This is a genomic window from Streptomyces sp. NPDC093111, from assembly GCF_040683955.1.
Lineage (GTDB): Bacteria > Actinomycetota > Actinomycetes > Streptomycetales > Streptomycetaceae > Streptomyces.
The window spans coordinates 76246-101020 of record NZ_JBFBNW010000017.1 but is presented as its reverse complement, the minus strand read 5'-3'; the positions used below and the strand labels follow the sequence as shown (position 1 = coordinate 101020).

The following is a 24775-nucleotide window of genomic DNA, read 5'->3' as shown; positions in this document are numbered from 1 at the left end:
GGCTCCGTCCTCATCGGTCGCCCCGGGTGAGCAGGACCCGCACGGTGTGGATGCCCGCCGTCGGCAGGTCGGCGGCGTGCGTCGGGACGACGAAGGCGTCCCGGCCGGCGGCGGCGAGGCGTTCCAGGACGTGCGGCCACTCCACGGGGTCGCCCGGCGCCCGCGCCGGCTCGTTCCCGGTGACCGGCACGAGAGCGGCGGCCAGATCCCTCAGCAGCGGGTCGCCCTCGTCCGTGGGCAGCTCCTCCCCGGCGAGCTGCGCCCCTCCCAGCAGGTCCCGGACCGCGTCGACGGCGGCCGAGGTCAGGTCGAGGGCGGCGCCGACGGCCCACCGGCCGGGGGCCGCGTCATCGGCCGCCGTCCTCGCCAGGACGACGGACGCGCCGGAGTGCGCCCGCTCGCCGAGGTCGAGCAGCTCGACGCGGAGCCCGAGCAGGGCGGCCGACCGGAGCAGGAACGTCGTCTCCGGGTCCGCGCCGAAGACCTCGGGGGCGATCAGGGAGGTGGCACGGGAGCCCGCGACGGCCCGGCGCAGGGCGTCGTGGGCGAGCGCCGACAGCAGTCCCGCCGCCGCTGCCTCCGGCAGGTCCGACCCGGCCCCGGCGCCGGCCCGCGTCGGCTCGAAGCGTCGGTCGGCGTTGTCCGGTCCGAAGGGGCGCACGGCACCGGCGGGCACCCGGACGAGCTCCTTGGTGAGGAGCGAGGTGGCCGGCGTCCAGGCCGTCGTTCCGCCGGCGCCGCCCGTGCCCGACGCGAGGGTGAGGGCGTCGGCCGCCACCGGCGGCAGGGTGTCCAGCGGCTCCGCGAACGCGGCGGACGGGACCACGTGTTCGGCGTAGACCACCGCCGCCGCGTTCAGCGCCCGCAGGCGGGCACCGGCGGTGTGGTGCACGTCGAAGGCCGTGATCGTACGGGTGCCCCGCGGCCCCAGGCCGAGGACGACCGCGCCCACCTTGAGCGGGGTCTGCGCCAGCGGCTCGTCGGCGTACGACGTGAACACCCCGGTGAAGGGGCGGACGAGCGCCGATCGGCGCTCCAGCTCGGCGAGCGGCCCCTGGGCGGCGTCGTCGTCGGGGGCGGTGGCGACCGTCGGCAGGAACGCGGGACGCGCCGGCGCCGACGTCACGTCCACCGGCTCGGGCAGGCCCGCGGCGGACGAGCAGAACGGGCAGCGCGGGTGGGCGAGCAGCGGCTCCGACGCGACGTCCAGGCTGGTCATGGACTGCACGAGCACCCGGTCCCGGGTCTCCGCCGGCAGGGCCTCGGTGACCAGCCGGAACACCTCGTACCCGAGGAGGTTCCCGAGCATCGCGGCGAGCGGCCCGGCCGGCTGGGTCCCGGGCGTCCCGGTGCCGAGGGCGAGGCCGCTCCACAGGTCGGCGGCGTCCGACGCGGCGGCGCCACCGGCCGCGCCGAGCCGGAGCGCGGCGCAGGACCAGCAGGACGACGCGTCCGAAGTCGCCGCCGGGCCGACGACGGCGGAGCCGCCGAAGGTCCAGGCGGGCAGCAGCGTACGCCCGCGCGGCACGCCCTCGCGCAGCAGCGGCAGCACCAGCCCCGGCACGTCGGCCCCGGCGGCGGCCACCACCACGTCGTAGCCCTCGTACGTCGACCAGGCCGCCGGGCCGTGGACCGCGTCCCGCCCAGGCATCAGCGGCAGTTCGACGGGACAGGTGTCCCCGGCGAGGGCGGCGGCCTCCGCGCGGACGGCCGCGAACTCCTCCGGCGTCACCCCGCCGGTGCCCTCGGCGAGGGCCGCTTCGACCCCGACGGTGGCGCAGCCGTTCCGGATGAGGGAGAGCACGCACCAGCGGGCCACCGGACCGGAGCCGAGGACCGCGACCCGGGTCTCCCGGAAGCGCGCGAAGCGGCTCGCGGCGCCGTCGGCGTAGTGGTCGATGTACGCGATCTGCGGGGCGAAGCGGACCGCGGCCTCGGGGGAGGGCGCGGGCCCGGCGTCCGCCCCGTCCGCCTGGTCCGGCGGGGGTACCGGGCGGGCGAAGCCCCGCCCGTAGAGCGCCTGCACCAGCTCGCCCACCATGGCCTTCTGCGCGTCTCCGAATCCCGCGCAGATCTCCTCGACGGCTCTGCTGCCGTCCAGGTACGGCATGAGGAGCGTCGCGAAGCGGTAGCCGGACTTCGCGGTGAGCTGGAATCCGCCGTCGGCGTTGTGGAAGATCACGCCGTTGGGAGTCTGGGTGAACAGGACATCTCGACGGACTCGGGGCCGGGTTCCGGCGATCTCCGCGTACGACGTAAGGGTCATGCGTGCGTCACACCTCTCGATACGGGGTGGCGAGACGGAGCCCGGGGTGGTGGGCCGACTGCTCTGCTCGGGATGCTGCGGGGGGAGCGGGATGCTGCGGGAGGAGTTTGCGGAGCGGGGATGGGGCGGATAGCGGATAGCGGGGCGCGTGGGTCAGGTGGGGTATGTGGGGCCCGACGGGTGTCCGGCGTGTCCGTTCGGTGCGTCGGGCGGGCTGGGTGCGGCGAGCGGGGGAGGAGCCCCCGTCGTCACCTCAAGGCGGCCGGCCGGGTTCCGTCCCGCTGCGGGAACTCCCCCTGCCGGGGCGGGCGCAGCAGTGCGGGGGCGTGGCCGGCGGAGGAGCCCGCCGCGCGGCGGGCGTGTGCCCGCAGGAGTTCGTGCGTCCAGAAGACGCCGGGCTGCCCCTCCTCCAGGAGACCGGCGTCGAGGAGGCCCTCGACGACCTGCTCCGCCGTGTCCTCCGGCAGGCCGAGGAGTCCGGCCGCCCCGGCGGTGGTGAGCGGGTCCTGCGGCGACGCCGCGAGGCGCAGATGGGCCTCGGCGAGTGCGGAGGGGAGCCGCCCCAGGGCCTCGTCCAGCCGCTGCGGCACCGACATCCGGGGGTCGTCGGCGAGGCTCAGCCGGCCGACGGGGTCGTGCCGGAGCCAGTCGGCGTAGTCGGCGAGCCGGAGCCGGGGCCGGGTGAGCAGGCGGGCGGCGGCGATGCGGAGGGCGAGCGGGTGGTGGCCGCAGGCGGCGGCGAGGGGGAGCGCCGCGGTGGGCTCGGCGGCCATCCGTTCCCGGCCGAGGACGGCGGTCAGCAGCGCCCGCGACTGCGCCGGATCGAGGGCTCCGAGCCGGTGCACGGTGCCCCCGTGGGTCGCGACGAGCGCGGCGAGCCCCATCCGGCTGGTGACGATCGCCGCGCCGCAGGCGTACGCGGTGAGCAACGGGCGTACCTGATCCGGGTGGACGACGTCGTCCAGGACGAGCAGGGCACGGCTCCGGCCCGCTGCGGGGCCGGCGGGCAGCGCGTGGCGGAGCTCTTCGGCGGCCTCCTCCGCCGGGCGCGGACTGCCGTCCGGGCGGGTCAGCGACACCAGGAGGCAACCGTCCGGGAAGTGACCGCTCACCCGGTGGGCGACGTGCAGCGCGAGGGCGGTCTTGCCGATGCCGGGCGCTCCGGAGAGGACGGCGAACGGCGCCCGTTCGGCACCGCCGTCGGGCCCCCCGCTCGTCAACATCCTTACCAGGGAATCGACTTCGTGCTCCCGGCCGGTGAAGCCGGGGACGGTGGGAAGCGGCGGAGTCGGATTCGGAGTCGGATTCGGAGTCGAGGGGTGAGGGTGCGGCATGTCGGAGCCGGAAGTGCCCTCACGGTGGAGGGCCGCGCCCGGCTCCGACGGCGAGGCGACGGCGACGGTGACGGCAGCCGGGACCGGGACCGGGACCGGAACCGGGAACGGGACGGGGCCCGGGGCCTGGGGCAGGTCCCGCGACGGTGCCGGGGACGGGCCCCGGTCAAGGGGCGCGCCGACCGTGATCGGCGCCGTCGTCCGCTCGGCCGGTCTTCGCGCCGGCTCGTCGCGGCCGAGCTCCTCGCCCCGCAGGATCGCCAGTTCCAGGCGCTGGAGTTGGGCTCGCGGGTCGACGCCGAGCCGTTCGCGCAGGTGGCCCTTGACCCTGCGGTACTCCGCGAGCGCCTCGGTCTGCCGGCCCGTCCGGTACAGGGCCTCGATGAGCTGCTCGGCGAAGCGCTCGTGGGCCGGGTATACGCGCGTAACCTCCCAAAGATCAACGAGTGCTTCGCGACATCGGTCGTGCCCCAGTTCGATGTCGCAGACCCGTTCCAGCACCCTCAGGCGCTCCTCCGCGAGGCGGGGCACCTCGTCCCGGTGCAGCAGGTCGGAGGGGACGTTGGAGAGCAGGCTGCCCTGCCACAGGGCGAGCGCGCTGCGCAGCGTGTACAGCTCGGAGTCGGCGCCGGAGGCGGCGGCGCGCTCGACGAGCCGGCGGAAGTGGAGCAGGTCGAGGGTCTCGGCGTCGGCGTCGATGCGGTAGCCGCCGGCCACGGCGACGACGGCCTGGTCCTCGATGCCGTACTTGGCGAACAGCCGCCGCAGGCGCAGGACGCAGCTCTGCAGGGCGGTCTTGGCCGTCGTGGGGTGCTCCTCGCCCCAGACGATGTCGCGCAGGCGGTCGGCGGAGACGATGGAACCCGGCCGGATGAGCAGCGCGGCGAGCAGGGCCGTCGGTTTGGAGGGCGGGAGCATCACGACGTCCCGTCCGTCGGTGACGCTCAGAGGCCCGAGCAAGTGGAATCGCACCGTCGTGTTCGCCTTCCTCGTCCGCTGGTGCCAGGTGGGTCCCTACGGGTGGCCGTGGTCGTGCGGCCGGGAGCGGGAGGTCGGGGGCCGGGCGGGTGCAGCGGGCATGGCGGACCACCGGGGAAGGCAGAGGGGGGTACGGGGGATGTGCGCGCGCTGGGCCGAAGCGGTCGCCGGAGCGGCCTGGGTGGGGGTGGGAGCGGGGGCGACCCGGGTCGGCGCCGGGTCAGGAGGAAGGTACAGCGGAGGTGCCGCGCGGGGGACGGGGCCTGATCCCTTCCGGACATCCGCCGGTACGTGGTTGACGTGGACGGTGGGGCGTGCAGCGGGCGCGGGCGCGAGGGGCCGGGACGCACGGTGATGAGGTCATGACACCGTCCGTCCGGTATCCGGATGAGCATCGGGAATGAGCCGCCGCCCCCGGGAGATCGTCCATCGAGGTACGCCGGAGGCAAAGAATGGCCGCTTTCCGACCGTCCGGGACCGGCCTCGGTGGCCGTGAACGACTGCGGCCCCGGGATCTCCCGGGGCCGGGGTCCCGTCGCCCGCTCCCGGCGGCTCGCCCGGCAGCCCGTGACCAGCATGAACGACGTATCTCGACGAAACGTCCCATAAGCGAACAGTGGATGAGCTGAGAACCGGCGCCGCCGGAGACCCCGGAACGTCACTGGCAGCCGGACGGTCCCGGCGGCTTCAGGCCAACAGGGCGCGAAAGGGTCGGTCAGGGAGCCGGGCGGGCCGTGATCACCGCACCAGCTCGGACGCCAGCAGGTCCATGAGCAGCCCGTCGTGCCAGCCGCCGTCCGCGTCCCGCTCGTACTGCCGCATCACGCCGACGGGCCGGAAGCCCGCCTTCTCGTAGCAGCGGATCGCGGCCACGTTGTCGGCCGCCGGGTCGATGACGAGCCGGTGATGGCCGATGTCGTCGACCAGATGGCCGGCGAGGGTGCGGACGGCGTCGGTGCCGAGCCCCCTGCCGTGCACCGAGGGATCGAGGAAGAGGTCGATCCCCGCGTGCCGGTAGTCGGGCTCCTCCTCGGCGTACCACTGGATCATTCCGACGATCCGGCCCTCGTGGAGCACCGTCAGACAGTGGGTGCCCGGATCCGCGAGGTCGGAGGTCACCTCCGCCACCATGTCGTCCCCGCCGCGCCACCGCGCCCTGACCTCGGGGGTGCTCCGGATGGCGGCCAGCGCGGGGGCGTCCCCGGCCTCGGAAGGGCGCAGGACGACGCCCGCGCCACGCAACTCGTTCATGGGCACCAGCCTGCCCCGGACGCCACCCGGCGGGCTACCCGGGTGCGCCGGTCCGCCGGGCCGTTGGGCGATCCGCCGCGCGGCGCCGACGCCCCGGTCACCGGGCCCGGGGCGCGGCCCCGTCGTGCCGGGCGCCGCCGCGCGGGCGATCCTGAGGACATGGGTGGCCGCTTCCCGCGAGGGCTGCCGCCCGCCTACCGGGCGGCGGCGCGCAGGGCGCTGCGCGTCACGATCGCCGCCGGGGCCGGGTTCTACGTGCTGCTCTACGGCTTCGGCCTGGCCGTCGGTGCCACGTACGCGCTGTTCGGCGCCATCGCCATGGCCGGGCTGTCGCACCTCCCCGGCTCCGGTAGGCAGCGGGCCCAGCTGCTGGTGGCGGCGACGCCGGTGTGCTGGGTGCTGATCACGCTCGGCACCTACCTGTCCGTGCGGACGTGGAGCGCGGTGCTCGGGATGCTGGCCGTCGGGTTCGCGCTCGCGTTCATGGCCGTCGGCGGGCCGCGGTTCGCGGGCGCGGCCACGGGGCTGCAACTGATGTACATCCTGCCGTCCTTCCCCCCGTACGACCCCGGCTCGCTGGGCGAACGCCTCGCGGGCGCGACGTTCGGGCTCGCTCTGCTGACCGTCGCGGAGCTGACCCTGCTGCCCGAGCCGGCGGCCCTGCCCTACCGCGAACGCGCCGCCCGGGCCGCCGACGGCGCCGCGCACTGCGCGGACCGGCTGCGCACCGCCCCGTACACGCTCCCGGAGGCCGAGCTCGGCGCCGCCCGGGCCCTGAGCACGGGGCTCCGCTCCTCCCGTGTACCGGAGGCGGAACGCCCGGCTGGCGCGGGCGTACGGCAGCGGGCGCTGGCCCACACCGGACTCGCGACCCGCACCCTGCTCGGCCGGCTGACGGTGCTGCCGCCGCCCGCTCCGACGGACGCCGGGGCGGGGGGACCGGACCCGTTGCGCGCGGTCACGGAGGTGGCGCGGGAGACGGCCGCCCGGCTGCGCGGCCGGACACCAGACGGGCGGGCGCACGACGACCTGCGGCGGGCGCGTCAGGAGCTGGCCGCGACCGAGGACGGCCCGCCCGCCGTCCTGCGCCGCAACGCGGCGCTCCTGGAGGTGGCGGACGCCGCGCTCGCGATGTCCACGGCCGCCGACATCGCCGTACGGGGCCGGGCGGCAGACCCGCCGGCGCCGGGCCGGTTCTGGTACGCGCGGCAACGGGCACCGCGCCTGTGGTGGCGGCGCCTCTCGGGCCACGCGGGCGGCCGGTCGGTGTTCTTCCAGAACGCCGTGCGGATCAGTCTGGCCCTGGCGGCGGCCCGGCTGATCGCGGGCGTCGACACGCTCCCGCACGGCTTCTGGGTGCTGCTGGCGACCCTGACGCTGACCCGGACCACGGTGCGGGAGACCCGTACGACGGAACGGAAGGCACTGACCGGCACCCTCGTCGGCGCACTGGTCGCGGCGACGCTGCTGGCGTTCGTCGGCACCGACATCGAGGTGTACGCGGTGGCGCTCCCGCCGCTGATGCTGGTCACCTTCACGCTGGGGCCGGTGAAGGGCGTCGGCTGGGCGCAGGCGCTGTTCACCGTGGTGGTCGCGCTGGTCTTCGCGCAGTTGGCACCGGCGACCTGGCAGCTCGCCGAGTTCCGGCTGCTCGACGTGCTGACCGGCAGCGCGATCGGCGCCGTCTTCGGACTGCTGGCCTGGCCGCGGGGCGCCCACGACGAACTGCGGCGGGCGGTCGCGGTGCTGCTGCGGATCGCGGCGGAGATCGTGGTGGGCACGACGGCGCAGGTCGCGGCCGGCGGGCGGCGCGTGCCGGTGGCCACGGCGCCGGGGCACCGCAGCCTGCAACACGCCCTGGTCATGGCGGAGTCGGCGTACGCGCAGTACCAGAGCGAACCCGTGGGCCCCGGCCCGCGGCCGGTCCGCCGGGACTGGCAGGCCGCGCTGATCGCCGGGCACCACACGCTGTGGGGCGCCGACCGGCTCCTCGTACCGGCCGAGCCGGTCGTGGTGCCGCCGCTGGGCCGCGACTCCTCGGAATCCGTGATCCGCGCCGGGGACCGGGTCGCGGCGGGCATGCTCCTCACCTCCGCCCGCATGGACCCGACCGGGGACACGGGGGACACCCCGGTACCGCTCCGCCTCCCGACGGCCTCCGCCGTCACGGCCGCCGAGCCGCCGGGCGCACCCCGCGCGTACTACGCGACCGTGGCGTGGCTGGCCTCGCTGACGACGGACCTGGAACGGCTCGCGGCGGAGGCGGGGACGGTGACCGGGGCGGATACGGATGCGGATACGGGGACGGATACGGGGATGGCCGTCGGTCCTGGTGCCGGCTGAGCGGCACCCGTTCAGGTCCCATCGACGAGGTGCTGGATGCCGGGGGCGTAGAGGTCCGCGAGCCGGGCGGCGGTGGTGCGGGAGGTGGCGCCGTCGGGGCGGTGGAGGCTCAGGGTGGCGCCCAGGCCCAGGAGTTGGCCGGCGACGAGTTCGGCGCGCAGCCGGGCGTCGGGTCCGGTGAGGAGGCCGGTGAGCCGGTCGGTGACCTGCTCGCGGAAGCGGGCGCGCAGGAGGGTGCGTTCGTCCTCGATGCCGAGGGAGAAGACGACGCGGAGGAGCGGGTCGCCGCGGAGCCGGTCACGGAGGTCGACCATGGTCAGGACGAGGTGCCGGCCGAGGTCGGGAAGCGGGGCGGCGAAGAGTTCGGCGGCGGCCGGACGGAAGTCGACGACCGTGTTGAACAGGACCTCCTTGCTGCCGAACCGTTTGACGATCAGCGACGGGCTCACCCCGGCGGCGGCGGCGATGCCGCGCATGGTGACCTCGGCGTAGGGCTTGAGGGTGAACGCCCGCCGCGCGGCCCGGATGATGGCCTCGCGTCCGGTCTCCGGTCCGTCCGGGGCCGGGGTGGTGGGTTCGTCGGCGGTGCTCATGCGTTCCCTCGGGCGGCGCGGGTGGGCGGTGACACCGCGACCGTACCGCCCGGCGGGCCGCCGTCGCGCACGGCGTCACGGCCCGGGCGGTCGGACGGCAGGAAGGAGGCGACGACGAGGGCGGCGAGGGCCGCTCCGGCGGCGACGACGAAGATCAGCAGATAGGCGTGGAGCGTCGGCGCGGTGCGGCCGGCGGCCACGAAGGTCAGGTGGGCCAGTACGGCGGTGACGACGGCGCTGCAGCAGGCCTGGCCCACGGAGCGCATCAGCGTGTTGAGCCCGTTGGCCGAGGCGGTCTCGCCGACCGGCACGGCCCGCATGACGAGGGCGGGCAGCGCGGAGTAGGCGAGGGCGGTGCCGCAGGAGACGACGGTGGCGCCGGCGACGATCAGCCAGAGGCTGTGGCTGGTGAAGACGCGCACGACGTAGCCGAGGGTCATGACGAGGGCCCCGAGCGCGAGCGCGGTGCGCGGCCCGTACGTGGCGGAGATCCTGGCCGAGAGCGGGGACAGGGCCACCATCGACAGGCCGCCGGGCAGCAGGCAGAGCCCGCTGACCACGAGGGACGCGCCGAGGCCGTAGCCGGTGCTCGTGGGTTCCTGCACCAGTTGCGCGGTGACCAGGGAGTTGGCGTAGAAGGAGAAGCCGATGAGCAGCGCCGCGATGTTGGCGAGCAGCACGGCGGGCCGGGCGGACACCCTCAGGTCCATGATCGGGGACGAGGTGCGCAGCTCGTACCAGCCCCAGAGCAGTCCGACGGCGACCGAGGCGCCGAGCAGGCCGAGGGTCCGCGGCGAGGTCCAGCCCCAGGCCGAGCCCTGCGTGATCGCCAGGAGCACACCGACCAGCAGGGCCGTGAGGCCCAGCGTGCCCGGCACGTCGAAGCGTCCGGGGGAGCGCACGGCGGACTCCGGCACGATCCACAGCACGAGCAGCAGGTCGATCAGGCCGAGCGCGGCGGAGGCCCAGAACATCGTGTGCCAGTCGAACTTCTCGGTCACGACGGCGGCCAGCGGCACTCCGATCGCCGCGCCGATGCCGAGGGTGGAGCTCATCAGCGCGATGGAGGGCAGGATGCGCGCGGCGGGGAGCTCGTCGCGGATGATGCTGATGCCCAGCGGGATCACCGCGAGAGCCGTGCCCTGGAGGCCCCGGCCGGTGATCAGTACGCCGATGTCGGAGCTGACCGCACAGAGCACGGACCCGAGGGTCAGCACGCCGAGCGAGGCGAGCAGGACCCGGCGCTTGCCGTACATGTCGCCGACCCGGCCGAGGACCGGCGTGAACACCGCGCCGGTGAGCAGGGTGATCGTCACGAGCCACCCCGCCGCGCCGGCGCTCGCCCCGGTCAGCGCGGGCACGTGCGGCAGGAGCGGCACCACGAGGGTCTGCATGACGGCGACGACCATGCCGCAGAAGGCGAGGACGGGGACGACGAGCCGGGAACGGGCGGGGCCGGGCGTCGTGCCCGACGGCGTACCGGGCGCGGATATCGCGGGAGGCATCGTGCTCCAGAGGCGGTGCGTGAGCCGGGAGGGGAGCCCGGGGGCGGGGGGGTGCACAACTGTTCACCCTCAGGGTAAACAGTTGTACACCCCCTGCCAAGGCCGCCGGTCCCGACGTCGGCTCAGGGGGTCGCCGGAGCCGTGTCCAGCCAGTGGGTGTACCAGGCGCGAAAGCCGGGGCTGACGGGCACGAAGCCACCCCAGTCCGGATCGAGCTCCCAGACCTGGCCGGCCCGCGGGCCGTTCAGGACCAGTCGGACGAACATGCCGCAGCCCAGTTCGGCGAGCATGAGCGTGCCCGGGGTCAGCGCGTGGGCGGGGGTGCGGAGCCGGCCGGGCAGGGGGTCCGTGAGCGGGAACGGCCCGGCGAGCCGGCCCGGCAGCCGGTCCTCCCGCCACTCGTCGTCCACGGCCCACTCCTCGTCGGCCTCGGGGCGGGCGGCGGTCAGCGGCATCAGCCCATGGCCGGGGCCGGCGGGCCCGTTGCCCACCTCCGTGACGAACGCCCGGTATTCGGCGGGCAGTTCGATCCCGTGCGCGAGCTCGAACGCCCGGACCTCCGCCTCCGGGAGACGGGGCGACAACACGTACCGGTGGGTGCCCGCCCCGAAACGCCCGCACAAGGGGTCTCGTACCGCCATCGCCCGTACTCGTGCGCGTACGCCGTCCGCGTCCCAGCTGTCCATCCGGCGACGGTAACAAGGCCGCCCCCGCCGCACGCACCGCGCCGTCGGCTGCGTCTCGGCGTCCGTCCGGATGCGTACAGCCGCGGGATGCGTACAGCCGCGGGCTGCGTACAGCCGCGGAAGGAGGGCGTGCGCAGGGCTCGCGTAAGCCTCCCCGCACCCCCGGGCGCCGTTGGGGCGCGGGCGTGCGCGGGCAGGATCGCCGGGGACCGGATGATCTGGGCGGAAGGCGGACCGACCGTGGCAAGTGAGTTCCAGCGCGACAAGCTCGTCACCATGTTCCGCGCGTTCGACGCCGACGCCGACGGCTACCTCGATCGGCGTGACTTCCAGGCCCTCGCGGAGCGCTGGCAGCGCATGCCGCGCGTGAGACCCGGATCCGAACTGTCGGCGCGCGTGGAGTCGGTCATGCTCGGCTGGTGGGACCACCTCGCCGCCCACGTGGACACGGACGGGGACGGCAAGGTGGACCTGGACGAGCTCCTGGCCATGGTGGACCTGCTGCCCACGATGCGCGAGGTCGTCGCCGCGACCGCCGAGACGGTGTTCGACGCCGTCGACGAGAACGGCGACGGACGCATCTCCCCCTCCGAGCACCAGCGGCTGGTCGACACGTGGCACGGCGGGTCCGTCGACGTCGCGGACACCTTCGCCCATCTCGACCGGGACGCCGACGGCTACCTGAGCCGCCCGGAGTTCACCGAACTGTGGATCCAGTTCTGGATCAGCGACGACCCGTCCGAACCCGGCAATCAGCTGTGCGGCCCCGTCGCCACGGGCCGGCGGCCCGGACCCTCCTCCGGACCGGACCGCTGACCGCACGCGTCACACTTCGCTGCTCCTCGCCGCTTCCCGCTGCTCCTCGCTGCTTCTCGCTAGACCGCGCGGCCCGGCAGGTGGAAGTTGACGCGTTCCCTGACGACGGGGTAGCCGGCCTTGGCGAAGTTCGCGGCCATGGGGAAGTTGCCCCGGTCCGTCGCCCCGCTGACGAACTCCGCCCCCTGCTCGACGAGGAAGTGGGTGCACTCCGCGAGGAGGTCGTAGGCGTAGCCGTGACCGCGCTGCTCCGGTACGACTCCGATGAAGCCGATGGTGGGGCCGGAGGGGTTGTGGGCCGGGATGTGGATGCCGGCCGCTTCGCCCTCCGGCGTGTACGCGACCTGCCACCACTCCCGTGGAGACGGGCACCAGTGGAAGAAGTCGAGTTCCTCCTGGGCGGCCTGGTCGACGCCGCCCTCCTCGACGGCCCTCAGCGCGTGGGCGTCCAGGGTGGCGGAGTGGATGCGGCGGAGAGCGTCGAGGAACACGCTGTCGTCGGGTTCGGCGCGGAAACGCAGGCGTCCGGGCCGCTCGGGCAGGCCGCGCTCCGGGGTCCAGCGGTACAGGAAACGTTCCACCAGGGGCTCGTACCCCGCGGCGCGCGCGGCGGCGAAGCGGGCCTCGGCGCCGGCGCGCAGGTCGGGCTTCTCCCGCCAGTCGCCGGGCAGGTTGATCTCGAGTTCGACCTGCCAGGGAGCGGAGCGCAGGAGCTCGGCCCCGGCCTCCTCCTCGCCCTCGGCCACGTCGAACCAGTTGATGTTGACGGGCTCCGAGTCGTCGGGGCCGCCCCACCACGCACCGCGCGCGACGACCTCGCCGTCGCGCAGGGCGACGCGCTTCCAGTCGGGGCGGAACAGGGTGCGCCGATGCCCTTCACGGGCGCCCAGCGGGTCGGGGAGTGCGTCGAAGAGATGCGCGTCGCTCGTGGAAAGCGTGCGGATGACCGTAGCGGTCAAGGATTCCTCCGGGATACAGGCTGCTGCGTGGAGCGCTCCCGGTCAGAACTGAAGAGCCACGCCGGGGCATCGGAAGAGGGAGCGCGGGAAAGGTGTGAACTGCACGGCACTCGCCTCCTTCCATCCGTCTCAGAGCGTGGACCCACAGCGTACGTGAACTCCAGCGGGACCGTCCACGCATTTACCCGCCTCCGGAGGGCGCGCGCGACATCACCGCGGGCGGCAGAAGTCGTGGGACGACCGGGGGCGGCCGATGGGGCCGCCCTGGGGCCGTTCAGTCCGAAGCGCGCTTCTCGCCGAGGCCCTCGATGAAGTCCTTCGCCTTGTCCACGCCGGTGTCGATCTTGTCGCTGTACTTGCCCTCGGTCTTCTCGTCGACCAAGTCGGCGACCTTCTCCAGCCCTTGGCTGACCAGGCCGCCGTGTTCCGCGGCGAGGTCCATCGCCTTGTCCTTGAGGTCCTTCAGGTTGTCGAACATGTCCGTGACGTCCTTCCGATGTCGCGTGTGCCCCTGACGGGGAGAGGTTCCGGGCCGTTGCGCCGGCCGGTTGCGGGAGTTGATCAGGATCGGGGTGTGCCCGTGCCCATGCCCGTACCCGTGGCGGTGTCCGGCCCCGCCTCGTGGCGAAGGGTGACATCGCCGGGGGCGACCTGGATGACACGCGGCGCCGCGGCCCCGCCGGACGGGTCCCCGGCCGCGGCCGGGGTTGCCGGGGTGTCCTTCATGGCGCGGGCCTCGCTCTTGAGGATGCGGGCCGACTTGCCCATGGAACGGGCCAGTTCGGGGAGCTTTCTCGCTCCGAAGATCACTATGACGACGATGAGCAGGATGGCGAGTTCGCTGATGCCGAACATGTCCGTGGGTCTCCCGGTGGTGGCGGTGAGGCGCTCAGAGGTGGCGGGTGAGGGAGGGCATCAGGTCCTGGAAGGTGCGGCCGGTGGCCGGCTCCCCGATGGCGGACATCTGCCATCCGCCGCCCGAGCGGTGCACCTTGGCCATGATCTGGGCGGTGTACTGCCCGCCGCCGGAGAGGGTGTACCGGGCGAGCTCCTGACCGGTGGTCTCGTCGATGAGGCGGCAGAACGCGTCCTGCACCTCGGCGAAGCTCTGCCCGGTGAAGGAGTTGACCGTGAAGACGATCTGGTCGATGTGGACGGGCAGACGCGCGAGGTCCACGAGGATGGACTCGTCGTCACCGCCCTGTCCGGCGCCGCCGACGAGGTTGTCGCCGGTGTGACGGACCGAGCCGTCGTTGCTGACCAGGTGCTGGAAGAAGACGACGTCGACCGGCTGCCCCTCGGCGAAGAGCACGGCGGAGGCGTCGAGGTCGATCTCCCGGGCGCCGGTGAGCTTCGCGAGGAACCCCTTGCGAGGCGCGGCCCGCCAGCCCAGCCCCATGCGCACGACGCTCAACTGCCCGCCGTCGCTCTTCTCCAGGCTGATCCGCTGACCCTTGGTCAGATCGACACCCACCGGTTTCCTCCTCATGAGCCAGGACCGGACCCACCGGCCGATCACGTCCGTCGACAACACACCTGAATCTACAGCAATGTAGAAACGAAGTCAGGGATGCGTCCACCTCCCGGGATGCCCGCGGGGGCGCGGACCGCACCCGCACCGTCGCACCCCGGTCCGCTACGGGGCGGAGGCGCGGCGCTGGACGCGGCGGGCCACGGCGAGCACGAGCGGTGCCGCCAGCCAGCACAGGTACGCGCCGGGGCCCCTCAGCAGGAACGCGAGGGGAATGGACACCCCGAACGCCGCGGCCAGGCAGACGCTCCGGACCAGGCTCTCGGCGAATACCCGGGACGGCGCGTCCGCTCGGTACAGGTGTGCGCGCCGGATCTCCCGGATGATCAGCGCGAACGTCGTGGAGGCGAGGACCTGCACGAGCGCGTACAGGCTGAACCGCGACGGGAAGGCGATGTCGGAGGTGATCACCCGGGTCGCGAACGGCATCAGGACCTGCATGAACAACCACACCAGGGTGAGGCTGGTCAGGTGACTGTTCAGCGTGCGGACGTACCGGAAGATCTCGTGGTGGGCGCGCCAGTGGGCGGCGATCACCACGAAGCTGATCCCGAAGGCCAGGTACTCCTTGCCGTGGTCGGCGATCGAGTCGAGCACGGCGCGAGTGGTGTCACCGGAGGGGAGGGGAAGGTCCAGCGCGAGGAGGGTGAGCGCGATCGCGATCGCCGCGTCGACGAACGCGGTGAGCCGGTCGGCGGCGCGCGCTCCCGCCGCGTCGGTCCCGCCGTCGGGCTCGTGGCCGGTGTGGGTCGTCATGGTGAGGAACAACTCCCTGTGGCTCAGGCGCCGGTTTCCGCCGTCGTCCGGGGCCTGGCCGCCAGGCGCCGGGATCGCACGGCCAGGACGATCATGACTGCCGGGACGAGGATGTCGTCGCCGACGACCCGCCGGTGTTTCGGGGCCTGGCCGCCGTCGGCGAACCACCTGCAGACGCGTCCGGCCGACCGCGGCTCCCCAGAGCCTTCCCCGGCCGCCCGGACCCCGGCCGCACTCAACTCAGCCGCCACCCTCTGGGCCCGAGGGCCACGTCGACCCGTGAGACGGTCCCGCTGCGGCTCACCCGCACGTCGAGCGTCCGGGGCATGAGAACGCCGGAATCGACCCACTGCCAGCTGGTGATCCAACCGAGCCGCGCCTTGTCACCCGTTGGGGGCCATCGTGTCCGTGGCCGCGAGTCCGGCGAGCCACAACCCGCGGGGGTTGTGCCGGCGGCGGGCGAGCCGCCAGGCAGCGGCTCCGAGGGCGAGGGCGATCAGGGCGCTTACGGCGAGATAGCCGTAGTGGTCTTGGAAGACGGCGGTGAACAACGTCGGCTCCTTGCTGAAGTCGGATCGACACGGCGCCACGGGGCCCAAGTGGCCGACGCTGACCTGATAGGGCGGGAGCAGCCGTGGCGTCGCTGTCAGGCGGGGCTGGTCGAGGGGCCGGTCGCGGGTTCGGTCGCGTAGTGGCTCATCGCGGCGCGGTTGGCCTGTGGGGTCAGGGGCCTGCCGTCGGCGAGCGTCTTCTGGAGGTCCCGGAAGTACTGCACGTACAGGTCGGGGGTGAAGGTGCTGAGCATGACGGCGGGTCGGTCGGTCACGTTGGCGAAGGTGTGCGGGGTGCCGGGCGGCACCATCACGAGCGTGCCCGCGCTCGCGTCGTGGTCCTCGTCCCCGACGGTGAACCGCACGGTGCCGGACAGGACGTAGAAGCCCTCGTCGTGCAGGCCGTGGCGATGCTGCGGCGGTCCCTGGGTGTGCGGGGCGAGGACGGACTCGGCGATCGCGAGACGGTGCCCGGTGTGGCTGCCGTCCTCCAGGACGCGCATGCGCGTGGTGCCCAGAACGATCGTCTCGCCTTCGCCGGGACCCACCACCGACACGGCGGCGGCGGGAGCGGTGGTCGGCACGCTTGTCTGCGTTTGTTCGGTCATGCTCACAGTGCACCGCCGGGGCCCGCCCGTGTCCAAGACTCATCCCACGGCGCCGATACCCCGTGGGTATCGTTGCGGCGTGGAGCTACGCACCTTGCGCTACTTCGTGACGGTCGCCGAGGAACTCCACTTCGGCCGGGCCGCCACCCGACTGCACATGAGCCAGCCGCCGCTGAGCCGGGCGGTCAAACGCTTGGAGGCCGAGGTCGGGGCTCCGCTGTTCGTCCGCTCGTCCACCGGTGTCACGCTCACCCCGGTGGGCGGCGTGCTGCTGGAGGAGGCGCGGTCCCTCCTCGACCACGCCGACCGCGTGCGGGTACGCGTGAGCGCCGCGGCCGGCGCCGCGACCCTCACGATCGGCATCCTGGGCGACGGCACCGACCCCGGAGTGGCCCGGCTGGCCGCCGCCTACCGCCGGAGCCGCCCCGGCATTGACATCCGCGTCCGCGAGACCGACCTCACCGACCCCACCTGCGGGCTGCGCGCCGGCCTGGTCGACGTCGCGCTGACGCGAGCGCCGTTCGACGAGACCGCCCTGACCGTTCGGGCGCTGCGAGACGATCCGGTCGGCGTGGTCCTGCGCGCCGACGATCCGCTGGCCCACCGCGACGGGCTGCGGCTCGCCGAGCTGAGCGATCGCCGCTGGTTCCAGTTCCCGCCGGGCATCGACCCCCTCTGGCAGACGTACTGGAACGGCGGCGCACCGCGCGAGGGCCCCGTGGTGCGCGCCGTCCAGGAGTGCCTGCAAGCCGTGCTGTGGAACGGCACGGTGGGCCTGGCCCCCCTCGGACACGACGTCCCCTCGGAGCTGGCCGTGGTGCCGCTGCTCGACATGCCGCCGAGCCGCGTGGTGGCGGTCTGGAACGAGGGCGACCCCAATCCGCTGGTCCGGTCCTTCATCGAGACCGCGACAGCCGCCTACCGCATATGAGCGGCAAATCCCCGGGCGCCGCGATCCCGCCACCGGTGACCGTGCCTGAGGGCTGTCCCGCAAAGATCTCGGTCTCGAGTGCGGAGCGGCCTGCCGAGCTGGCGAGGTGCTCAGCCGGTGGTTCGTGAGGTGTCCAGGGACTGGGCGAAGTCGGCGAGTGTGTGGAAGTCGTTCTCGCGTAGGCCGATCCGCGGGTTGACGTGGTGGAGGAGCCCGGCGCCTTGGTGGTGGGCGGTCACGTAGGTCTGATCCAGCTCACTCTGCTCGTCGTCCACCCAGGCGAAGGGGCGGCCGCCTGCGTAGCTCACCAACGGTCCGGTCTTCCAGTGGACTCCATCAGGGCGCTCTTGGAGCAGGGCGTCGCCGAAGTCCACGAAGGGAAGTTCCGGAAGGCCGAGGACCGGTGCGATCCACCGGTTGGCGTCGTCCATCCATGTGGTGGCCCAGCACAGTTCGAAGCCGAGCTGGAGCAGGGTTCGTCCGTGCTCCGGGTTGAGCCAGACCCGCAGGGGGCGCCGTCGGGACGCAAGGCCCCTGTCGTCCTCATGGGCATCGTTCCGGGGAACTCGGAGGGTGGTGTAGCCGTCGGGACGCCTCTCCGGCTTGGCCGCATAAGGGTTGAGCGGCCCGTCCACGTCGAGGAACAGCAGCGGTCGGTTCACGGTTTCCCCCGGGTCTTGCTCACTGTGGACTGACCCGAGCAGCGTAGCTGTGGGATTGTCTCGGCATGAGGCCGGCCTGCGCGATGATCACGATGTGGCGAGTGTGATCACGGCATCGGAGCCGTCCTGGATAACCCCATTCGCAGGGCAGAGCCCCCGCTGCTTCGGCAAACTGCTCACCACGCTCCGGCGCCATGGAGCAGATGTGTCCATCAAGGGAGGCCGTGGAGCCTGCCGCTGGAGGACCGAGTGCTGCTGGTCACGGCCTACTGGCGAGCCAACCTGACGTTGCGGCAACTCGCTCCGCTGTTCGGCGTCTCGAAGTCCACGGCCGGCCGAGTCATGAACCACCTCGCCCCCTGCTCGCACTCCAGCCCCGCAAGCGGTTCGCCAATGACACCGTGCTCATCGTGGACGGCACTCTGGTCCCCACCCGCGACCACGCCATCGCCGAGCGGTCGAAGAACTACCGGTCCTCCACCAATCACCAGGTCGTCATCGACGCCGATACCCGCCTGGTCATCGTGGTCGGTCGGCCGCTCGCTGGGCACCGCAACGACTGCAAGGCATGGGAGGAGTCCGGCGCCAAGGCCGCCGTCGGCAAGACCACCACGATCGCCGACGGCGGCTACCCGGGCACCGGCCTCGTCATCCCGCACCGCCGACAGCGCGGCCAGACCGAACTCCCGGCCTGGAAAGAGGAACACAACCAGTCCCACAAGCAGGTCCGTGCCCGCGTCGAGCACGTCTTCGCCCGGATGAAGACCTGGAAGATCCTGCGTTGACTGTCCCCTCAAGGGCGACGGCGTCCACCACGCCATGCTCGGTATCGCACGGATGCACAACCTCGCTCTCGCCGGATGGGCAAGCGGGCTGCACATCGGGCCAACCATGCCCGAGGCGACCCGGAGATCATTTACGGGACAGCCCTTAGTACCAGTTGTGAGACTGCCAGAAGGACCAGGCCGCGCACGGGGTGCCGTACCGCGACTTGATGTAGTCCAGGCCCCACTCGATCTGGGTGGCCGGGTTGGTCTGCCAGTCCGCTCCCGCCGCGGACATCTTGTCGCCGGGCAGGGACTGCGGGATGCCGTAGGCGCCGGACGAGGGATTCGTCGCGTACACCTTCCAGTTGCTCTCGCGGATCCAGAGGTTGTCCAGGCAGCCGAACTGACCGCTCACGGACCAGCCGTGCTCGGCGGTCTTCCACTGACCGGTCGTCCTCACCGTGCGGGCGATGCGCATCGCACCCATGGTCGCGGGGCCCGTGATGCCGTCGGCGGACAGGCCGTTCGCCTGCTGCCAGGCCGTCACCTTGGACGTGGTGCCGTCGCCGTAGGCGCCGTCGGCGGTGGATCCGACCTTGCGCTGCACCTCCTTCACCTTGTTGTGCAGGGCGAGTTCGGTGCGACTGCCGTAGTCGCCGTCCTCGGCCAGCCCGTTGTCCTGCTGGAACGAGCGGACCGCGGCGCTGGTCTGGGGGCCGTAGACGCCGTCGACGGCGCTCGGCGACAGATAGCCGACACCCGCGAGATTGCGCTGGAGCCACGTGGTCGAGTCCAGGGCGTGCGCGGGGGCCGACAGTGCCAGTACGGCGAGCAGGGCGGCGAACAGGACGAGTGCCGCGTGGGCGAGGGGTCGCCGGGGGGTCGTCACCCGGGAGTCCGGAAGGGTTGTACCGGTGGGTATCACTCCGAGTCCTTGTCCTTTTCTTCGCGGGTCGAGCCCGATGTCTCGACGGCGTGGTGGCCGAAGCCATGGTGCTGGCGGGGTGGTTGGTCCGGAGCCCCCTGGGAGCGATACGGGATGGGGGCGGGACACGCGGGATGCTCGGTGGGGGTGGGAGGGGGAGGCGTGGGACGGGTTCGCGCGGTGGTGGCGGATGGGGCGTACGTCAGTGGCGTGGGACTTCGAGGGGTCGGGGTCCGCTGTGTCTCCGGTGTGCTGGTGTGACAAAGTCCTGCCCGACGGGTAGCGGGAAGTTGTCGGTGAACTCCCTTGCTGGCAAGGGAGGTTCATGACGGGGAGGTGCTTCGAATGACTGCTGTCGTGAAGCAGGCCCGGGACGAGCAGGGGCGGGACGCCGAGCTCAGGGCCGTCCGTGAACGGGTCGTGGCCGGGATGCGCCGCATCAAGGAGGAGTACGAGCTCAGCTACGGCCGGCTCGCCGAGAAGACGCACTACAGCCGCTCGTCCTGGGAGCGCTTCCTCAACGGGAAGCAGTGGCCGAGCCGCGCCGCGATCCAGCAACTCGCGGATGTCGTGGGGGAGGAGCCCGACGAGCTGATCGGGCTCTGGGAGCGCGCCGAGGAGCTGGCACGCGGGAGCCGACGCTCACGCGGGCGGGCGAACGCGGGCGGATCCGCGCCCGACCACGGCCCCGAGGAGCCGGCCGCCCGAGTCCACGCGCCCGCCGGACCCGAACGGCAGAGCCAGGCCGAACGACAGGGCGAGGCCGAAGGCCAGGCCGGACCCGAAGGCCAGGCCGGACCCGAAGGCCAGGCCGGACCCGAAGGCCAGGCCGGACCCGAAGGCCAGGGCGAGCCTGAACGGCAGGGCGGGCCCGAATGGCAGGCCGGACCCGAAGGCCAGGGCGGGCCCGAAGGCCAGGCCGGACCCGAACGCCAGGCCGGACCCGAACGGCATGCGGAAGCCCGCGAGGGAGCCCACGCTCAGGCCCTGCCCGTACCTCGGCGCGTACGTCGACCCCGGCCCGGCGACCCCGCGTCGCCGCTGTGGCCGGACTCCCCGCACGGGCGTGCGCGGATGCTCGTCCACATGGCGATCGGCGCGGTACTCGGGGCCCTGATCGTCTTCGCCGTCCTCGGCGTGACCACCCCGACGGGCGGCCCGGCAGAAGAGGCCGGGAAGCCGACGTCGAGTGCGTGGGCTTCGGGCGTGGCGGCGCAGGGCGCGTCCGAGCGTGCCCCCTCGGCCGCGTCCGACCATCCCGGACCGGGCTGCTCCGGCGAGAGCTGCCTCGGCCGCGAGCCGCAGACCATGAACTGCCAGTGGGACGCGGAAACCGTCCGCCTGTTGTACCTGCGCGGCCTGCGGATCCAGCTCCGGCACAGCCCCGCCTGCAAGGCGGTCTGGGGCCGTCTGGAGAACGGGGCGATCGGCGACGGTGTGATCATCACCGACCGGGGCAGCCGCACGGAGGAGTCCACCATCCGGGTCGACCGTGACACGTACACCCGCATGCTCTCCGTGGCCGAATACCCGCTGTCGACGATCTCCCTCTGCGGGGTGATCCCCCAGGCCAAGGAGCAGGAGTGCGACCCCGCACAGGCCACCCCGCAGCCCTGACGGACCGCCCCCGACCTCGCCCCGACACGCGCCCCCGACACGCGCCCCGACACGCGCCCCGACACGCGCCCCGACACGCGCCCCCGCCCCGATATGCGCCACGTCCGTCCCGACATTCGCCCCCCGCGTCCCGACCTGCGCCCGCACCGTCCCGAGATGCGCGCTCCTCCGACCCTGAGCCGCGCGACCCTCCGATGGGACGGGCCTGTTGCTCGTAGCATGCGGTCGCCGCTCCACGTCGTGCGGGCGGCCCCGCCGAACACCTGGGAGTGAGATGAGCGACCTGCCCTCGTCGTATCCGCGACGGCGTGCGGTGCTGTCCGGAGCCTTGGCCCTCGGCGCGGGGGCCGTGCTGGGGGTCGGGCTCCCCGGAACCGCGCGGGCCGCCGCCGGGCCCGTGATCTCCGGGTGCGCGGCCTGGGGCGCCCGGGCGTCGAGCGCCCCGGTCAAGCTGCTGACCACCGCCCCCCAGAAGATCATCGTCCATCACACCGCAACCCCCAACAGCGGCGACTTCTCCCAGGCGCACGCGTTCGCGCTGTCCCGGTCGATCCAGAACAGCCACATGGACGAGAACGGCTGGATCGACTCGGGGCAGCACTTCACCGTCAGCCGCGGCGGGTGGATCACGGAGGGCCGGCACTCCAGCGTGGCCGCCTTGGGCGGCGGTACGCAGCAGGTCGAGTCCGCGCACTGCACGGGCCAGAACACCGTCGCCGTCGGCATCGAGAACGAGGGCACCTACAACACGGTCGAGCCGCTGTCGGCCGCGTACGCGAAGCTGGTCGACCTGTGCGCGTACATCTGCGCACAGTACGGGCTGCGCGCCTACCAGATCTTCGGGCACCGGGACTTCAACACCACCGACTGCCCCGGCGACCGGCTCTACGCGATGCTGCCGCAGCTCAGGGCGGACGTCGCCGCCAGCATCGGCGGCAGCCCGTCGTGGAGCGGCTGGACGACGGCACGTCCCGGTGACACGGGGGAGCGGGTGACGTCGCTCCAGTACCTGCTCGGCTCCCGTGGCGCGACGCTCGCGGTCGACGGGTCCTACGGGTCGGCCACCGAGAACGCCGTACGCGCCTTCCAGACCACCAACAGGGCCTCGGTCGACGGTGTCGCCGGCAACCAGACCTGGCACCAGCTCGCCACCCCGCTCGCCAACGGCGCGCAGGGCGACCCGGTGAGGGCCTTGCAGAGTCAGCTCAACGCGCACGGTCAGGTCCTCGTCGTCGACGGGAGCTTCGGATCCGGCACCGAAGCGGGCGTCCGGACCTTCCAGACCTCCGTGGCCCTGCCCGTCGACGGCGTCGCGGACGCCCGCACCTGGAGCCGTCTCCTCGCCTGAACCCCCGTCGTCCTCGCGTACGGAGCGCCCGTCCCCGCGCCCTCGGAGCCGCGTACGCCACGTGCACGGCCCCGCTGGAGGACGTACGGCAACCCGTGCACATCACCCGCCGAACGGTTTTTCGGACGACGCGTCGGGAGGAGCTCCTCGCGGTGCGGCGGACGCCCCTGTGAAAACTTTCCATGCTTTCCGTCACGAGAGGGATCGCGCCATGTTCCGATCATCCGGTCTGCGGAGGCAGAGCTCCCGGACCGCCCTGTTCCTTGCCATGATCCTGGCCCTGTTCGTCCAGGCCGGTGCGCCGGCCCAGGCGTTCTCCGGCGCCGTCTTCCACCTGCAGAGCTCGGGCAACCGGGGCAGCGACGTCGTCGCCATCCAGCACCTGCTGGGCGCGCGCGGCCACAGCGTGGCCACCGACGGGGTCTTCGGCTCCGGCACGGCGTCCGCCGTCCGAGCGTTCCAGAGCGCCGCGGGTCTCCCCGCGGACGGCGTCGTCGGACCCGACACCTGGGGGCGGCTGGTCGTCACGGTGCGCCAGGGCGACAACGGGTCCGCCGTGAAGGCCGTGCAGTACCTGCTCAACGCCAAGCGCGCGGCGGGGCTCACCGTCGACGGCGACTTCGGGCCCGCCACCGTCACGGCGGTGAAGACCTTCCAGAGCCACGCCGGTCTCTCCGCGGACGGCGTCGTCGGACCCGACACCTGGCGCAATCTCGTCTGGCACTACGAGCTCGTCACCTTCGCGTCCACCCTCTGCGACCAGAACCCGGACGGCAACGCCTCCGCGAACTGGGCCACCGCCGCGGCCGTCGCCCAGCTCGAATCCGCCGCGTCCTCCTTCGCCTCGACCGGCCAGGGCAGGGTGCCGATGGGTGACGCCGGGTTCGAGCACGGCGGCGACATCCCCGGCCACGCCAGCCACGAGGTCGGGCTCGACATCGACATCTGGCCGATCCGCACCGACTCGGCCCAGTGCACCGCCGGCCGGATCACCTGGCAGTCCGGGACCTACGACCGGGCGGCGACCCGCCGGCTCGTGCAGGCGATCCGCGCGGCGGCCCCCGGGCACGTCGAGCTGGTCTACTTCAACGACCCGACGCTCATCGCCGAGGGCCTGACCACGCAGTACCCCAACCACGACAACCACCTGCACATCCGCTACCGCTGACGCAGGTCGGCGCAGCACGCGAAGGAGAGAAATGCGCAGAACCCTCCCGGCGCTGATCGCCGCGGTCCTCGCCGCGATGGTGGCCGTCCTGCTCGGTCCGGGCACCGCGTCGGCCGCCACCTGGCCCGTCATCGCCAACGGCGACAGCGGACCGCAGGTCACCACGGTCCAGCACCTGCTCACCCACCGGGGGCACGCCGTGACCGCCGACGGGCAGTTCGGACCCGCCACCGAGTCCAAGGTCACGTCCTTCCAGACCGCCAACGGCCTCACGGCCGACGGCTCGGTGGGCCCGCTGACCTGGCCCAAGCTGGTCGACACGGTACGGAGCGGCAGCACCGGCAGCGCGGCCAAGGCGGCCCAGACCCAGCTGAACCGGTACGGATACGGGCTCGCCGTCGACGGTGACTTCGGCACCGCGTCGACCAACGCCGCCAAGGACTTCCAGTCCAAGCACGGTCTCACTCCCGACGGCATCATCGGCGCCAACACCTGGAACGCCCTGGTCGGCGGCTCCGGCAGCGGCGGAGGCGGCACCAGCCGCGCCCAGCTCGCCGCGTCCATCGACGCCAACTCCCGGATCTCGCTGCTGACGTACCACGTCAGCGGCGTCGTCGACAACGACTCCACGGCCCAGGCGAACATCACCGACACCAAGAACGGCACCACCGCCGAGACCAGCAACTACAGCGACGTCGGCGAGCGCGAGGTCTGGCTCTCCACGGCCATGCTCAACGGCATGCTGAAGCTGGCCACGGAGCGGGGCTACACCTTCCTGGTCACCGAGATCGCCGGCGGTGACCACTCGTCCAACTCCAACCACTACAGGGGCATCGCGTTCGACGCGGACAACATGTCCGTCAGCAACGCCACCTTCGTCAGCGCCTGCCGCGCGTACGGCGCCACGGAGGCGCTCGACGAGGGCAACCACGTCCACTGCGCCTGGCAGTAGCCACCCGGCCCACCCCCCTCCACGTGCACGACACGGCCGACGCCCACCACCACGGGCGTCGGCCGTTCGTCGACCTGGCCGACAGGACGGGAAGGTACCTCCGGGAACAAGGACCGTGGTCTTCACGATGCCGGTGGCCCGATTCGCGCGTACGGTGAAGAGGGGGCAGAAGGAAGGGTCCGCCGCTGACGGCCGGCTCCCCGCACCGATTCCTCCCGTCGCACCGCA

22 protein-coding genes and 1 pseudogene are annotated in these 24775 nt (G+C 73.0%); 8 read left to right on the top strand and 15 right to left on the bottom strand.

Annotated elements, in window-relative coordinates:
* Nucleotides 1-10 precede the first annotated feature (10 nt).
* From AB0Q96_RS28590 to AB0Q96_RS28580, 3 genes are all read right to left on the bottom strand, one after another.
* Entirely contained in the window at nt 11-2266 is a 2256-nt protein-coding gene (locus tag AB0Q96_RS28590; protein WP_365330383.1) for a TOMM precursor leader peptide-binding protein, read from the bottom strand.
* A gap of 248 nt (nt 2267-2514) precedes the next feature.
* Nucleotides 2515-4572 carry an AfsR/SARP family transcriptional regulator gene (locus tag AB0Q96_RS28585; protein WP_365330381.1) on the bottom strand — a complete coding sequence of 686 codons (2058 nt, stop codon included), beginning with the start codon at nt 4570-4572 and terminating at the stop codon, nt 2515-2517.
* A gap of 744 nt (nt 4573-5316) precedes the next feature.
* Entirely contained in the window at nt 5317-5829 is a 513-nt protein-coding gene (locus AB0Q96_RS28580; protein WP_365330379.1) for a GNAT family protein, read from the bottom strand.
* 159 nt (nt 5830-5988) lie between these two features.
* Between AB0Q96_RS28580 and AB0Q96_RS28575 the strand changes: the two genes are divergently transcribed.
* Nucleotides 5989-8172, top strand: a complete 2184-nt coding sequence (locus AB0Q96_RS28575; RefSeq protein ID WP_365330377.1) for an FUSC family protein — start codon at nt 5989-5991, stop codon at nt 8170-8172.
* An 11-nt stretch (nt 8173-8183) separates the two neighbouring features.
* Here the strand turns inward: AB0Q96_RS28575 and AB0Q96_RS28570 are convergent, their stop codons facing one another.
* From AB0Q96_RS28570 to AB0Q96_RS28560, 3 genes are all read right to left on the bottom strand, one after another.
* Nucleotides 8184-8765 (bottom strand): TetR family transcriptional regulator, encoded by a 582-nt coding sequence (locus AB0Q96_RS28570; RefSeq protein WP_365330376.1) that lies wholly within the window; start codon nt 8763-8765, stop codon nt 8184-8186.
* Complete coding sequence (locus AB0Q96_RS28565) at nt 8762-10270, bottom strand: MFS transporter (RefSeq protein WP_365330374.1); 1509 nt, start codon at nt 10268-10270, stop codon at nt 8762-8764. The genes AB0Q96_RS28570 and AB0Q96_RS28565 overlap by 4 nt, the downstream gene beginning before the upstream one ends.
* 122 nt (nt 10271-10392) lie before the next feature.
* Nucleotides 10393-10956 (bottom strand): SMI1/KNR4 family protein, encoded by a 564-nt coding sequence (locus AB0Q96_RS28560; RefSeq protein WP_365330372.1) that lies wholly within the window; start codon nt 10954-10956, stop codon nt 10393-10395.
* Between the two features lie 240 nt (nt 10957-11196).
* On the opposite strand from AB0Q96_RS28560, the gene AB0Q96_RS28555 reads away from it, so the two are divergent.
* The gene (locus AB0Q96_RS28555; RefSeq protein WP_365330370.1) at nt 11197-11772 is read left to right on the top strand and encodes an EF-hand domain-containing protein; all 576 of its coding nucleotides are present in this window, start codon (nt 11197-11199) and stop codon (nt 11770-11772) included.
* Between the two features lie 59 nt (nt 11773-11831).
* Here AB0Q96_RS28555 and AB0Q96_RS28550 read toward each other — a convergent pair whose 3' ends face one another.
* From AB0Q96_RS28550 to AB0Q96_RS28520, 7 genes are all read right to left on the bottom strand, one after another.
* Complete coding sequence (locus tag AB0Q96_RS28550; protein ID WP_365330368.1) at nt 11832-12731, bottom strand: GNAT family N-acetyltransferase; 900 nt, start codon at nt 12729-12731, stop codon at nt 11832-11834.
* A gap of 274 nt (nt 12732-13005) precedes the next feature.
* Nucleotides 13006-13209, bottom strand: coding sequence for an antitoxin (locus tag AB0Q96_RS28545; protein ID WP_365330366.1), 204 nt, complete (start codon nt 13207-13209; stop codon nt 13006-13008).
* Nucleotides 13210-13292: 83 nt separating this feature from the next.
* Nucleotides 13293-13586 carry a twin-arginine translocase TatA/TatE family subunit gene (tatA, locus tag AB0Q96_RS28540; RefSeq protein WP_365330364.1) on the bottom strand — a complete coding sequence of 98 codons (294 nt, stop codon included), beginning with the start codon at nt 13584-13586 and terminating at the stop codon, nt 13293-13295.
* Between the two features lie 34 nt (nt 13587-13620).
* Nucleotides 13621-14205 carry a TerD family protein gene (locus AB0Q96_RS28535; RefSeq protein ID WP_365330363.1) on the bottom strand — a complete coding sequence of 195 codons (585 nt, stop codon included), beginning with the start codon at nt 14203-14205 and terminating at the stop codon, nt 13621-13623.
* 162 nt (nt 14206-14367) lie between these two features.
* Complete coding sequence (locus tag AB0Q96_RS28530) at nt 14368-15018, bottom strand: TMEM175 family protein (protein ID WP_365330361.1); 651 nt, start codon at nt 15016-15018, stop codon at nt 14368-14370.
* A gap of 383 nt (nt 15019-15401) precedes the next feature.
* Nucleotides 15402-15569 (bottom strand): hypothetical protein, encoded by a 168-nt coding sequence (locus AB0Q96_RS28525; RefSeq protein ID WP_365330359.1) that lies wholly within the window; start codon nt 15567-15569, stop codon nt 15402-15404.
* A gap of 95 nt (nt 15570-15664) precedes the next feature.
* A complete protein-coding gene (locus AB0Q96_RS28520) occupies nt 15665-16177 on the bottom strand; it encodes a cupin domain-containing protein (protein ID WP_365330357.1) in 513 nt (170 codons plus the stop codon).
* A 94-nt stretch (nt 16178-16271) separates the two neighbouring features.
* Here AB0Q96_RS28520 and AB0Q96_RS28515 point away from each other — a divergent pair, with 94 nt between their 5' ends.
* Nucleotides 16272-17108, top strand: a complete 837-nt coding sequence (locus AB0Q96_RS28515) for a LysR substrate-binding domain-containing protein (RefSeq protein ID WP_365330461.1) — start codon at nt 16272-16274, stop codon at nt 17106-17108.
* A 110-nt stretch (nt 17109-17218) separates the two neighbouring features.
* Here AB0Q96_RS28515 and AB0Q96_RS28510 read toward each other — a convergent pair whose 3' ends face one another.
* Nucleotides 17219-17770 (bottom strand): hypothetical protein, encoded by a 552-nt coding sequence (locus AB0Q96_RS28510; protein ID WP_365330355.1) that lies wholly within the window; start codon nt 17768-17770, stop codon nt 17219-17221.
* Between the two features lie 94 nt (nt 17771-17864).
* Here AB0Q96_RS28510 and AB0Q96_RS28505 point away from each other — a divergent pair.
* Nucleotides 17865-18631: pseudogene (locus AB0Q96_RS28505) on the top strand (transposase); the annotation flags it as partial.
* Between the two features lie 69 nt (nt 18632-18700).
* On the opposite strand, the gene AB0Q96_RS28500 reads toward AB0Q96_RS28505, so the two are convergent.
* Nucleotides 18701-19426 carry a peptidoglycan-binding protein gene (locus AB0Q96_RS28500; protein WP_365330353.1) on the bottom strand — a complete coding sequence of 242 codons (726 nt, stop codon included), beginning with the start codon at nt 19424-19426 and terminating at the stop codon, nt 18701-18703.
* 381 nt (nt 19427-19807) lie between these two features.
* Here AB0Q96_RS28500 and AB0Q96_RS28495 point away from each other — a divergent pair, with 381 nt between their 5' ends.
* From AB0Q96_RS28495 to AB0Q96_RS28480, 4 genes are all read left to right on the top strand, one after another.
* Complete coding sequence (locus AB0Q96_RS28495) at nt 19808-21079, top strand: DUF2690 domain-containing protein (RefSeq protein ID WP_365330351.1); 1272 nt, start codon at nt 19808-19810, stop codon at nt 21077-21079.
* A 274-nt stretch (nt 21080-21353) separates the two neighbouring features.
* Nucleotides 21354-22427 (top strand): N-acetylmuramoyl-L-alanine amidase, encoded by a 1074-nt coding sequence (locus tag AB0Q96_RS28490; RefSeq protein WP_365330350.1) that lies wholly within the window; start codon nt 21354-21356, stop codon nt 22425-22427.
* A gap of 211 nt (nt 22428-22638) precedes the next feature.
* Complete coding sequence (locus AB0Q96_RS28485) at nt 22639-23595, top strand: penicillin-insensitive murein endopeptidase (RefSeq protein ID WP_365330348.1); 957 nt, start codon at nt 22639-22641, stop codon at nt 23593-23595.
* A 31-nt stretch (nt 23596-23626) separates the two neighbouring features.
* Entirely contained in the window at nt 23627-24547 is a 921-nt protein-coding gene (locus AB0Q96_RS28480; RefSeq protein ID WP_365330346.1) for a peptidoglycan-binding protein, read from the top strand.
* Nucleotides 24548-24775: the final 228 nt, after the last annotated feature.